This is a genomic window from Bradyrhizobium guangdongense (assembly GCF_006483445.1).
In the GTDB taxonomy this organism is placed as follows: domain Bacteria; phylum Pseudomonadota; class Alphaproteobacteria; order Rhizobiales; family Xanthobacteraceae; genus Bradyrhizobium; species Bradyrhizobium guangdongense_A.
Window position 1 is genome coordinate 1 of the sequence record NZ_PPPT01000021.1, and the last position, 12,304, is coordinate 12,304.

Sequence of the window (12,304 nt, forward strand, 5' to 3'; positions counted from 1 at the left end):
CGAGCACGACGTTGCCGCTCTCGAACATCAGCTTGCCGCCGTGGGGCATCGCGTCGCGGGCATTGATCGCGAGGTTGAGAAGCGCGGTCGCGAGCTGCGACGGATCGACGGTCGCATGCCACGCCTCCGCCTCCAGCCGCAGCGTGATCTCGATCTGCTCGCCGAGCGTCGGTCGCAGCAGTTTTGCCGTGTCCGCGATCAGGAAGTTGACGTCGACGTCGCGCGGCTCAAGCGGTTGCTTGCGCGAAAACGCCAGCAATTGCTGCGTAAGGTTCGCGCCGCGCGTCGCCGCGTCGTCGATCATCCTGGCGATCGCCGCAAGGCTGGGGCGGTCGGAAACGCCGTCGGCAAGGATCTCGATGGTGCCGACGATCACCGTCAGGATGTTGTTGAAGTCGTGGGCAACGCCGCCCGTGAGCTGGCCGATCGCATCCATCTTCTGCGCCTGCCGCAACTGCTCCTGGGCGGCCTTCTGCTCGGTGATATCGCGCACCGTGACGACGAACCGGCGCCCTTCATGATCGCTCGCGATCTCGCCGACGGCCCATTCCATCGGAAAGGCCGAACCGTCCCTGCGCCGTCCCTCGCGTTCGCGGCGGGCGTCGCCGATCCAGGAGTCCGCCGCCCGCGCGCCGTCGGCCGACTGGCCCGCAATTGCCCGATCCGGCAGGAGCAACAGTCCTCCGATCGCCTGGCCGACGACCTCCTCGGCGCGATAACCGAAGATGCGCTCGGCTGGTGCGCTGAAGTTGAGCACTATTCCGTTCTGGTCGATCAGAATGAGACCGTCGACGGAGTAGTCCATGATGGTCTTGAGCTCTTCGCGCGCACGGGCCTGAATGCGTTCGGCGGTCTCCGCAATGACGCGGGCGCGCGCGGCGCGCTCCTGATCGGCGCGAGCCGCTGCGACCTGATTTTGCATCCGGAACTGGCGTGCGAGCAGAAAGCCGCCGATCGCAAGCAGAAGGATCGCCGCGGTCGTGACCCCCGCGATCAATGCCGCGAGCTGGCGCCAGGACGACAGCACGGCGTCCTCTGCTTCACTGACGGTGACGACGAGCGGGTATCCCTGAACCGTGTGAAGTGCGACGACCGCGGCGGGGCTGGCCTTTCCGTCGGCGCTCGTGCGCAGCCTGCCTTCCTCCGCCCCTGCAATCGTCTTCTCGAAGAAGGCCTTGAGCTGCGGATTCAACTCGCCTGCGTCCTCCGGCGGCGGCTGCTGAACCAGCAGCATGCCGTCCCGCCGGTACAGCGAAATCGCTCCCTGCCTGCCCGGCAGCAGCGAGGCGAAGATCTTCTCGAACCGGTTTTTCGAGACCGTTCCGAGCATGACACCGAGAAACGTGCCGTCGGTCGCGCTGATGCGGTGAACGAGGAAAAGCGTCTGCTGACCGGTGACGCGATTGGTCTGCGCTTCCGTGATGATGTAGCCGCGATCCGGTTCGTCTCGGAGCTGCTTGAATTGATCGCGGTCGGCCGCGTTGACGTCCGGCGGCGGCCACGAGCGCGAGGAGTTGATAAGCTGCCCGCGGCTGTTGAGGACCGACAGGGCGTCGATGTCGGACGACACGGCGACCATTTCGCGGAGGACGTCGAAGATCGCAGGCGTTGCGACAAACTGCTCGAGTTGCTCGGGCGTTCGAATGCCGGCAGCCGAGAACCGCTCCTCGAGATTCGAAAGGTTGAGATCTGTGCTGAAGAAGATGCGGTGTGTATGGGTGGCGATGGCAAGGCTCAGCCGCGAGAGATTTTCAGCGGCGTCCGATAGCGCCTTCTGACGGGTCGCGAACATCGCAAGGCTCGCCACCACGCTCAGGCCGATCGCAAAGGCGGCGCAAATGGCTGCAACCCAGAGAATTGGTGCTCGTGCCCGCGATGGAGCCGGCTTGGCCTCGGTCGCCTCGGCGCAACGCGGAGGCTCCCCGACGGCTTGCGTTGACAGATTAAGCGCCGACATCGCGCCGCATTTCGTGAGGCTCCGGGCGAGAGACCACCTGACAGGACGCGCGGCTTGCCTGATCCTGGCCGCGAGTCGCAGTCTCACTTATTTGCACGGTTCGCCCGAAAGGCTCAATCGGCGCAACCAGTGCGCGCCTGGACGACATTCTGCCCAAGTATGATGATACCAAAGCCGAGTTGCGGCGGGTGGTTGAAGCGCCGTCAGCCGGACAGCCCGTCGCCAGCCAATCCGCCCGGTGCTATCGAGTGGTGCTGCGACGGGGCGGAATCACATGAGCCGAATTTCCGATGTGCTGGCAAAGCTGGTGCTTGCCCTGGCTTGGGGACTCCTGCCGTGGGCCACGCAATCAGCCGTCGGCGCCGACATCACCGTCGGCGTGATCGCCGGAGTTTCAGGCCTTGGCGCCTCCTATGGCGCGGGGATCGTGCAGGGTGCCGAAATGGCGGCGCGGGAGATCAACGCGGCCGGCGGCATCAACGGACGACAGATCAAGCTCGTCATTGCCGACGACACGACGACGCCGGCGCGCTCAGCAATCGTCATGCGGCGCCTGATCACATCAGGAGTCGACCTGATTGTCGGGGGATGGGGAAGTCCGCAGGTGATGGCCAACATGGACATCGCCGAGCAGGCAGGCGTGCCCTACGTCGTGGTGGGCGCAACCAACCCTGCCATTACGAATCCGCGCAACAGGTGGACGTTTCGGGTCATCCAGACCGATGCGGCGATGAGCGAGCACCTCGCGCAAATCCTGACCCGAGATCTCCGCCTCAAGCGCATCGCGGTCATCAGCGATTCCAACGATTACGGCACCGGCAATCGCGACATCTTCCTGGCGGCGCTCGACCGGCAGGGGCTGAAGCCTGTCGAGACGCAGTCCTATCAGAGTGCGGACAAGGATTTCTCGGCACAGCTCATCAGGATTCGCAGCGCTGCACCCGAGGCTATCGCGATTTTCGGGACCATTCCGGCCGCGCCTGCCATCATGAACCAGGCGCGCGAGCTCGGATTGAAGGGCCGCTTTGCCGGCACCGGCGGTCTTGCCAACGAGCTGCTGCTGTCGCTTGCGCCGACCGCTTCCAACGGCACGGTGGTTACGACCTATTTCAGCGAGGAGGTCGATGCCGACGCCGATGCCTGGGCCGCCCGCTACCGCAACGAGTTTTCCTCCGGTTCGGCGCCGGCCCGGCCGGTGCTTGCGGCCTGGGAGTATCGGGCGATCACCAGCATCGTTGCGCCCTGCCTGAAGAAGACCGGTGCCGAACGCGTGCCGTTGCGCGACTGCATCGCAGGCTGGCGGGGACGCGTGTTCGGTGTCCCGGCCGATCTGCACTTCGACCAGACCGGGCAGCTTGTTCAGCCGTCGGTCGTGGTCGAAGTTCGCGACGGAGATTTTCACTTGCTGAAGTCGCTTCGCGAGCCCGCGGCCGAGGCGGCCGGGACCTCGGCAAAGTGAAGAGGTCGCTGTTCCGCCTTCACATCACCCGTGCGGCCGCGCGCTTGTTGGCTTCCATGCGGCGGGCCTGCGACGCTGCGATCTTCTCCTTCATCAGCGCGACCACTTCGGCGGGGGCAGTGTCCGGCGAGCCCGCATTGAAGGGCGGTGCGGGATTGTATTCGAGCCGGAGCTGGATCGCTTCGGCGAGTGTGCGGTTGACGAGCAGTGACACCAACGTCAGCGCAAAGTCGATGCCGGCGGTGACGCCGCCGCCGGTGGCCCGGTTGCGGTCGATGCAGACGCGCGACTTGGTCGGCGTCGCCCCGTAGAGTCCCAGCGCCTCCATCGCGCTCCAATGGGTGGTGGCGCGGTAGCCCTTCAAGAGACCGGCGGCGCCGAGCACCAGCGATCCCGTGCAAACGGAGGTGACGAATTTGGCGCCCCCGGCCTGCTTGCGCAGGAAGGCCAGCGTCTCCTCGTCATTGACGAGGTCGTCGGTGCCGAAGCCGCCGGGCACGCAGATCACGTCGAGCTGCGGGCACTCGGCATAGGTCGTGGTCGGCGTCAGCGTGAGCACGGAATCGCTCGGCACCGGCTCGATGCGCTTCCAGATCAGATGCACGTTTGCGCCGGGCACGCTGGAAAACACCTGCACGGGGCCGGTGAGATCGAGCTGGGTGACGCGGGGAAATACGAGAAGTCCGATCTGAAGCGGCTGCGACATCGGTGGGCTCCGGGAACGTTGGCCTGAAGACAATCGGCTCGAAAGAATTTGCCTTGACGGAAACACGATGCCATGGTGCCATCCTGTCCGAAATGGCATAATTCCCTCATTTTAGGACATATCGTTTCAAGGCTTGGCGGACATTCCCATGATCGGCGTCCTGATCTTTCCGGACTTCCAGTTGCTCGATGCAGCCGGGCCCATCTCGGTGTTCGAGATTGCCGCGCGTTACACGGGCAAGGTGCCCGCGATCCGCGTGCTCGCGGTGAAAGCCGGCCCGGTGCGCAGCTCATCCGGAGCTGAGATGCTCGCGCGCGATCTCAAATCGGCCGGCGCCATCTCGACGCTGATCGTGGCGGGCGGCGAGGGGGTCAACATGGCGGCGCGCTGTCCGATCACGCTCGCCTTCGTGCAGCGTCTCGCCAGGCGCGGCGTTCGCGTCGCGAGCGTCTGCTCGGGCGCCTATGTGCTCGCCGAGGCGGGATTGCTCGACGGCAAGCGCGCGACCACGCATTGGGGACGGACGCGCGATTTCGTCGCGCGCTATCCCGGGATCAAGTTCGAGCCCGACCAGATTTTTACCCGTGACGGCGGCGTGTGGACCTCGGCGGGCATCTCCGCCGGCATCGACCTCGCGCTCGCCATGGTCACCGAGGATCACGGCGAAGCGGTCGCGCAGGACACCGCGCGCCAGCTCGTGCTCTATCATCGCCGCAGCGGCGGGCAGTCGCAGTTCTCCTCGCTGCTCGAACTGAAGGCGCCGAACGGCCGCTTCGGCCCGTTGCTCGCCTGGGCGCGCGAAAATCTCGACGCAAGGTTGACGGTCGAAGACCTCGCCGACCGCGCCGGCATGAGCTCGCGGCATTTTGCCCGCGCCTTCACCGCCGAGACGGGCACGACGCCCTCGAAGGCGATCGAGCGCCTGCGCATCGAGGTGGCGCGCGAGCGCGTGCAGTCGTCGAGCGAGGCGATCGAGCTCGTGGCGCAATCGACCGGCTTCCGCGATCCGGAGCGGATGCGCCGCGCCTTCATCCGCGCCTTTGGCCAGCCGCCGCAATCGCTGCGCCGCGCGGCGCGGGCGGTCTGACCGGCGGGGGGCGGCAGGGCCGCCCCCAAAGGCGTCTTGCTCAATTGTGCTTCTTCACGAAGATGCGCGCGCTCTGGACGGACTGAGCGGTGTGGATGCGTGCGCGTTCCAGCGGCGTGACGACGCCATCCGCCTTGGTCTGATTTTCCAGGTTCTGCACATGGGCCTGACCTTGAACCAGCTTCTGCGTTTCGCCATAGGTCAGGCGCCCCGAAGCAACGCCGTTGTAGATGCGGTGGGACTGCGCGTTTTGCCGCGCATTGATCCAGGGCGTTCCCGCAAAACTGGTTCCGGAGGTCACGGCAAGAACCAGCGTGGCAATGACGAGGGACTTCATGATCGTTCTCCTTTTTTGCGCTTCGCCGCTGAGGACGACACGTCCGCACTGTCGGCGAACGCATCGAGGATAGGGCCGTTGCTCACCCCGACTGTGCACGCCGTCACGTTCCCTGCAGTGTTCCGTCGTGCGTGAACTCCGGTTCCGCCAGCGCGCAGGGCTCGGCGATGGTCCGCCGCCAGCGCGCGCCGGCGGCGGCCTTCGAGCGATCGACTACTTCTTCGACTTCACGTTCTTGTCGTAGAAGGACACGATGTGCTCGGCGATGTAGGGAAGGTTGTCTTCGGTGGCGAAATGGCCCGCGTTGAGCCGGTGCATGTCCGCCTTGGGCAGATCCTTCAGATAGGCTTCGCCACCTTCCGGCGTGAAGAAGGGGTCATGCTCGCCCCAGAAGATCAACGTCTTCGGCTGGCGATCCCGCAGGAATTTCTGCCATTGCGGGTAGAGCTCGACATTGGTCCGGTAGTCGTAGAAGAGGTCGAGGTTCAACCGCAGGCCGTTCGGCTTGCGCATGAAGCCGTCGTCGGATTCCCAGGCGTCCTGGCTGATCAGCTCGGGGTGAGCGGCGCCGGCCAGATACACACCCTTGATGCCGTCATGGGTGTTGAAGGCCGCGAGCGGCGCTTCGGTCTCGGCGGATCGATTGACCCACAGCGCCTTCCGAAACGCGTCCCAGGCTGGCGAGAAGCCTGTCTCATAGGCATTGGTGTTCTGGATGATCAGCCAGTCGAGCGCCTGCGGATTGCGCCCGACGATGCGGAAGCCGACCGGCCCGCCATAGTCCTGCATGAACAGGCCGTAGTGGTCGAAGCCCTTGGCGGCGAGAAACTTCTCCATCGTCACGGAGATGGCTTCGAACGAGTAGCGGTAGGTCGCCGGGTCCGGCCGGTCGCTGTTGCCAAAACCCTGGTAGTCGGGCGCGATCACGTGGAAGCGCGGCGCGAGTGCGACGATGAGATCGCGGTACTGATGCGACGAGGACGGCCAGCCGTGCAGCAGCACGAGCTTCGGGTTCTTCGGATCGCCGGCCTCGCGATAGGCGATGTCGAGCCCGTCGACGGCGATCGTGCCGTATTTGACCTGATTTGCGGCGACCGTGGTCGTCGTTGCTGCGGTCGATGTTGCCCCGTGCGCCGGAGCGATGATCGCGAGCGAGCCGGCACTTGAGACGGCGGCGGCGAACAGCGCCGCAAGCAAGCGGAAACGGTTTGTCATGGTCTGATGCTTCATGTTCGAGAGGGGGAAGGGGTGGCGGTCACGATGCCGACACCCGGCCGGTTCGGCTGCGGCGCGCGTTCAGGCCGCGCGGGTCGCAACGACGGGAAAGTCGATGTCGGTCTTGAACACCTCGTTGAAATAGTTGGTCCAGGTGTTCAGTGCGACGTGAAGGACGATCTCGATCGCCTGGGCATCGCTGTAGCCGGCGAGCTTCACCGCTGCGAGGTCCGCCTCCGCGACGTGTCCGCGCGCGCGCGCCACCCTGGCCGCGAAGCGGACCGCGGCATCAGCCTTCGGGTCGTTCGATGCGCCATTGCGGTTCGCGGCGATCTCGCTGTCGTCGAGGTGGGCGGCGTTCTTGCCGAAATAAGTGTGCGCCGAGAGGCAGTAGCTGCAGCCGTTCACCTCCGCGACGGCGAGCGCGATGCGCTCGCGGGTGGCGGCCGGCAGCGTGCCTTTGCCGAGCGCGCCGGAGAGGCCGAGATAACCTTCGAGCGCCTGCGGGCTGGTCGATATCAGGCGGAACATGTTGGGCACCGAGCCGACTTGCTTGTTGACGGCTTCGAGCAGTGGCCGGGACTTTTCGGGGCCGTCGGCGATCGTGGCGGGGGTCGGGATGCGGGACATCTTGCGGTTCCTGTTGGTGAATTGGCCTGCTGGGCCAGTGCCGGGAACCTAGTGGCTTCCATTTTTGATAAATAGTGGCTATTAATTGGAGGGAACATTCCATTATTTGAAAGATTGAAATGGATCGTCTCGATGCCATGGCCGCGCTGATCGCGGCGGTCGATGGCGGCAGCCTGTCGGCAGCGTCGCGCGCCCTGGGCATGCCGTTGCCCACGGTAAGCCGGAAAATCTCGGAGCTCGAAGCTCACTTGCGCACGCAATTGCTGGTGCGGACCAGCCGCAAGCTCGTTCTCACCGAGGCGGGTCTTGCCTATGTCGCAGCGAGCCGACGCATTCTCGATGAGATCGAAGATGCCGAGCGCACGGCCTCGGGCGAGTATCGCGCACCGCGCGGTCATCTCACCATCACGGCACCGGTCGTGTTCGGCCGTTTGCACGTCGAGCCCGTCGTGCTCGACTTTCTCAAGGCCTATCCCGACATTGATGCGCGGCTGGTTCTGGCCGATCAGTTCGTCAACCTGGTCGACCAGCAGGTCGACGTCGCGATTCGAATTGGTGTGCTGCCGGACAGCAGCATGATCGCGACGCGCATCGGGCAGGTCGGCTGGGTGACATGCGCGAGCCCGCACTATCTCGAGATGAGGGGCACGCCGGAAACGCCGGCGGCGCTCGACCAGCACGACTGCATCATGTTCGAAGGTGTCTATTCGAACAATCTCTGGAATTTTGGACGCGGGAAGAAGGCCACGGTTCTGCCGGTTCGTCCGCGCTTTGCCGTGAATACCGCGGATGCCGCCATCGCAGCGGCGTTGGCATCGGCCGGCATCACTCACGTCTTGTCTTATCAAGTCGCCGGGGCCATCGCCTCCGGCGCGCTGCGCCTCATCCTGCGCCCGCATGAGCCGGAACTCCTGCCGGTGCACATCGTCTATGCCGCACAAACGCTGATGCCGCTAAAACTTCGCGCGTTTCTCGATTTCGCCGCGCCCCGGCTCAAGGCTTCGGTCCCAGATTTCGGCGGTCGAGGCCACTGAAGCGATCAATATCGATCGCGTGCGGGAATCGACATGAAGGATGGTGGGCTGGCTGGCATCTGATTTTCTATTGGGAAAGTTGTAGCCCGGATGGAGCGCAGCGCAATCCGGGGGCGTCACAGCATTGCGCGCGTTCCCGCATTCCGCTTCGCTGCATGCGGGCTACGACAGCGGTGCTAATTCAACCCCTTCAGCCACGCCCCGATCTCGCTCGCTGCGACATCGGCCTGCGGCAGCAGCTTGCCCATGGTGAAGAAGCCGTGGAATTGGCCGGGGAAGTGCCTGATGGTGACGGGCACACCGGATTGCTTCAGGCGCGCGGCGTACTCGGCGCCTTCGTCGCGCAGGGGATCGGCGCCGGCGGTCAGCACATAGGCCGGGGGCAGACCGGCCAGGGTAGCGGCGCGGGCGGGCGAAGCGCGCCAGTCGTCGACGTCGGCATCGTGCCGGAGATAGTGGTCGCGGAACCAGCGGATGACGGAGTGGGTCAGGAGCACACTGGTCTCGGGCTCGCTGTGCGAGGGATGTGTCCGCGCCAGTTCGGTGGCGGGGTAGATCAGAACCTGGCCGGCGAGGGCCGGGCCGTTGCCGTCGCGCGCGGCCAGCGCGACCACGGCAGCGAGATTGCCGCCGGCGGAGTCGCCGCCGACGCACAGGCGCCGCGCGTCGATGCCGAGCCGCGCTGCGTTTGCCGCGATCCATGCGGTGGCGGCGATGGCGTCGTCGACCGCGGCGGGAAATTTGTGCTCGGGCGCGAGACGGTAGTCGACGGAGATCACGATCAACTCGCCCGCGTCGGCGAGCTTGCGGGCTGCGACGTCATGGCTGTCGAGATCGCCGATCACCCAGCCGCCGCCGTGCAAAAACACCAGCGCGGGCGAAAGATCGTCCTGCTTGCGCAGTTGCTTCGGCACATAGATGCGCGCCGGAATGTCGCCCTGCGACGCCGATATCGCGAGCGCCTCGACGCGCGCCAGCTCGGGCGGCTCGGGATTGGTCGCAACTCCCGAGCGGGCATAATCGGCGCGTGCCTCGGCGGCGGTCAGCGTTTCGTAGGGCGGACGGTCGGCCTTGAGGAACGCCTGGTAGACCGCAGCAGCATCGGGATCGAGAACGACGGGCATGGGGCAGACCTGTGATGCTGGAGGGCTCAAGAGGCGACGCGCCCGCCATCGACCGTATAAGCCGAGCCCGTCACGTAGCTCGCTTCGTCCGAGGCCAGGAACGCGACGATGGAGGCGACCTCGGAGGGATCGCCGAGCCGGCGCGCGGGGATGCGCTCGGCGAGCTTTTCGTTCGGGATCGGCGCCTTGCCGGCATTGCGGCCGTTGACGATCGCGCTCAGCATGCGGCTCTCGATCAGTCCGGGGCAGACGCAATTGACGCGCACGCCGGTGCCGGAACATTCGATCGCGGCGCTCTTGGTGAGGCCGATCACCGCGTGCTTGGAGGCGCTGTAGACGGCAACCTCTGGCGTTCCGAGCAGGCCGGCGATGGAGGCGGTGTTGATGATGCTGCCCTTGTTGCGGCCGAGCATGACCGGCAGCACGTGCTTCATTCCGAGGAATACCCCGACCACGTTGACGTCGAGCACCCGGCGAAAGCTTTCGAGCGGATAGTCGGTGATTTTGCGGATGTCGCCCTCGATCCCCGCATTGTTGTAGAACACGTCGATCTTGCCGAAGCGGTCGACGCTGGTGCGGACATAGTCCTTCACCTCGTCCTCGCTGGTGACGTCGGCGGCGATGGCGAGCGCCTCGGCGGAAGCGGGTAGGTCGGCGATTGCGCTCTTGAGGTCGGCTTCGCGGCGATCGACCGCGACGACGCGGGCGCCGCGCGCGGCGAGCAGTTTTGCGGTGGCGCGGCCGATGAAGCCGGCGGCGCCCGTGACGACGGCAACCCGGCCGTCGAGACGAATGCGATCAGGCATGTGTCCCCCTTGATCCTGCTCCAGTTGGCCCGGAGACGCCCCGGGGTCCGTTAGCGGGCCCCTGGAGGACAACTATTCCATCAGCAGGGCGCTCTGGCCACCCGGCGGCGGTGCGGGGCAGGGTTGCCGCCCTTTCCCCGCCGTATTCCCCGTGTTAACCGGAAGGTCTGCGAGCGGCGGTAACCCCCTGTACAATGTCCCGAAACCCGATTCGCTGTTGAAGCCGCGCGAGATGTCTCGAAACCTTGTCCTGACCGGTCTTGCGGCCCTGCTCGCCGCCACAGCGATGACCATTGCTCCGCCTGCGCAGGCGCAGATCGGCACGATCTTCTCCGATCCGCCGCCGCGGCCGCCGGGTGCGATCCCCCGTGGCAATCAGCCACCCCAGGCCGCGCCTGACGACGACGAAGAGGTGCCGGAGTTGCCGCGGCAGGGCCGGCTGCTGCCGACGCGCCCGGCGCCACCGCCCTCCCAGCAGGGTGCGCTTCCCGGTGCCGTGCAGTCGCAGCCTCTGGCGCCGCCGCCGGGCACGACCGTCGTGCCCCAGAATCAGCCGCCGTCGGTTGCGGTTGCGCCGCCCAGCCCGCAAGCCGCGCCTCAGCCCGGCGCCAATCCGCTGCCGGGCCTGCCGCCGGGCCAGCGCCAGCCCAAGGGTGTACCGGGCCAGGTCCCGCAGACACCGGCGAGCCTGCAGCCGGGCGATGAGGTGGTCACCGAGCCGCCGGCGCAGAAGATCGTGAACAAGAAGGCGACCTTCTCCGGCCTCGACAAGATCACCGGTCGCATCATCAATTTCGACGAGGAGATCGGTGAGACCGTGCAGTTCGGTGCGCTGCGCGTCAAAACCGATGCCTGCTATACGCGCCCCGCGACCGAAGCCGCCAACACCGACGCCTTCGTCGAGGTCGACGAGATCACCTTGCAGGGCGAGGTGAAGCGGATCTTCTCGGGCTGGATGTATGCGGCGAGCCCCGGCCTGCACGGCGTCGAGCATCCGATCTACGACATCTGGCTGACCGACTGTAAGGAGCCACAGACGACGATCGCCACCGCGGCGCCCGATCCGGCGGTCAAGCCACCGGCCCCACCGCCGGCGCAGAAGAAGTCCGCGCCGCCGAAGCAGACCGTGCAGCAGCAGCCGCGTCCGCCGCAGCCGCCGCCCCAGCAACAGCCGCCACCTCCGCCTCCGCCGCCTCAGCAGCAGCCGGGCCTGTTCGGCTTCCCCGGCTTCGGCCGGTAACCAAGACGCTTCGCCCGATTATCGTCGCGTGGCGATGATCTCGAGCGCACGTGCGCCCGATATCGGCTGGTCCGGGGGCAGGCGCAGGAAATCCGCCGCTTCGCCCGCAAGCGCCTTGTCGAGCAGGGCGGTGTAGCGCCGCCGCGAGATCTCGACCGCGCCAAAGCTCTTCAGATGCTCGGTGACATATTGCGTGTCCAGCAGCTCGAATCCGCCGGCGATCAGGCGCGCCACCAGATGCACCAGCGCGACCTTCGAGGCATCGCGCACGCGGTGAAACATGCTCTCGCCGAAGAAGGCGCGGCCGAGGCTGACCCCGTAGAGCCCGCCGACGAGATCGTCGTCCTGCCAGACCTCGACCGAGTGGCAGTGGCCGAGCGCATGCAGCCCGCCATAGAGGTCGCGGATGCGCTTGTTGATCCAGGTGTCCTCGCGCCCGGCCTGCGGCGCGGCGCAGCCGGCAATGGTCGCCTTGAACGCGGTGTTGACGGTGACGCGAAATGCGTCCGAACGCACGGTCCGCGCGAGCCGCGAGGTAATGCGAAACCCGTCGAGCGGGATGACGCCGCGCAGCTCCGGCTCGACCCAGAACAGCGTCGGGTCGTCGGCGCTCTCCGCCATCGGAAAGATACCGCAGGCGTAGGCGCGCAACAGGACGGCGGGTGTGATTTCAGACGAGGCGGAGTCGCGCGAGGTCATCCCCAGAGAA

General features: G+C 66.1%; 12 protein-coding genes. 4 read left to right on the forward strand and 8 right to left on the reverse strand.

The features are described 5' to 3' along the window. Positions 1-1,792 (reverse strand): PAS domain S-box protein (locus tag C2U70_RS03215; protein WP_186294038.1); only part of this gene is annotated, 1,792 nt, incomplete at its 3' end. Between the two features lie 439 nt (positions 1,793-2,231). On the opposite strand from C2U70_RS03215, the gene C2U70_RS03220 reads away from it, so the two are divergent. Continuing rightward, positions 2,232-3,416 carry an ABC transporter substrate-binding protein gene (locus C2U70_RS03220; protein ID WP_140976417.1) on the forward strand — a complete coding sequence of 395 codons (1,185 nt, stop codon included), beginning with the start codon at positions 2,232-2,234 and terminating at the stop codon, positions 3,414-3,416. Positions 3,417-3,435: 19 nt separating this feature from the next. Here the strand turns inward: C2U70_RS03220 and C2U70_RS03225 are convergent, their stop codons facing one another. Continuing rightward, entirely contained in the window at positions 3,436-4,122 is a 687-nt protein-coding gene (locus C2U70_RS03225; protein WP_140976418.1) for a DJ-1/PfpI family protein, read from the reverse strand. A gap of 148 nt (positions 4,123-4,270) precedes the next feature. Between C2U70_RS03225 and C2U70_RS03230 the strand changes: the two genes are divergently transcribed. After that, complete coding sequence (locus C2U70_RS03230) at positions 4,271-5,209, forward strand: GlxA family transcriptional regulator (protein ID WP_140976419.1); 939 nt, start codon at positions 4,271-4,273, stop codon at positions 5,207-5,209. Between the two features lie 40 nt (positions 5,210-5,249). Here the strand turns inward: C2U70_RS03230 and C2U70_RS03235 are convergent, their stop codons facing one another. The 3 genes from C2U70_RS03235 to C2U70_RS03245 all read right to left on the reverse strand — a co-directional run bounded on the left by C2U70_RS03235 (position 5,250) and on the right by C2U70_RS03245 (position 7,391). Beyond that, the gene (locus C2U70_RS03235) at positions 5,250-5,546 is read right to left on the reverse strand and encodes a hypothetical protein (protein WP_140976420.1); all 297 of its coding nucleotides are present in this window, start codon (positions 5,544-5,546) and stop codon (positions 5,250-5,252) included. Positions 5,547-5,759: 213 nt separating this feature from the next. Further along, complete coding sequence (locus tag C2U70_RS03240; protein ID WP_140976421.1) at positions 5,760-6,761, reverse strand: alpha/beta fold hydrolase; 1,002 nt, start codon at positions 6,759-6,761, stop codon at positions 5,760-5,762. An 81-nt stretch (positions 6,762-6,842) separates the two neighbouring features. Further along, complete coding sequence (locus C2U70_RS03245; RefSeq protein WP_140976422.1) at positions 6,843-7,391, reverse strand: carboxymuconolactone decarboxylase family protein; 549 nt, start codon at positions 7,389-7,391, stop codon at positions 6,843-6,845. Between the two features lie 119 nt (positions 7,392-7,510). Here C2U70_RS03245 and C2U70_RS03250 point away from each other — a divergent pair, with 119 nt between their 5' ends. After that, the gene (locus C2U70_RS03250; protein ID WP_140976423.1) at positions 7,511-8,425 is read left to right on the forward strand and encodes a LysR family transcriptional regulator; all 915 of its coding nucleotides are present in this window, start codon (positions 7,511-7,513) and stop codon (positions 8,423-8,425) included. Positions 8,426-8,601: 176 nt separating this feature from the next. Here the strand turns inward: C2U70_RS03250 and C2U70_RS03255 are convergent, their stop codons facing one another. Beyond that, a complete protein-coding gene (locus C2U70_RS03255; protein ID WP_140976424.1) occupies positions 8,602-9,549 on the reverse strand; it encodes an alpha/beta hydrolase in 948 nt (315 codons plus the stop codon). Between the two features lie 26 nt (positions 9,550-9,575). After that, positions 9,576-10,355, reverse strand: coding sequence for an SDR family NAD(P)-dependent oxidoreductase (locus C2U70_RS03260; protein WP_140976425.1), 780 nt, complete (start codon positions 10,353-10,355; stop codon positions 9,576-9,578). A 232-nt stretch (positions 10,356-10,587) separates the two neighbouring features. Here C2U70_RS03260 and C2U70_RS03265 point away from each other — a divergent pair, with 232 nt between their 5' ends. Further along, entirely contained in the window at positions 10,588-11,595 is a 1,008-nt protein-coding gene (locus C2U70_RS03265; RefSeq protein WP_186294039.1) for a DUF2155 domain-containing protein, read from the forward strand. An 18-nt stretch (positions 11,596-11,613) separates the two neighbouring features. Here C2U70_RS03265 and aat read toward each other — a convergent pair whose 3' ends face one another. Continuing rightward, positions 11,614-12,294: a leucyl/phenylalanyl-tRNA--protein transferase gene (gene aat, locus C2U70_RS03270; RefSeq protein WP_140976427.1), complete on the reverse strand. Its 681-nt coding sequence runs from the start codon at positions 12,292-12,294 to the stop codon at positions 11,614-11,616. Positions 12,295-12,304 lie beyond the last annotated feature (10 nt).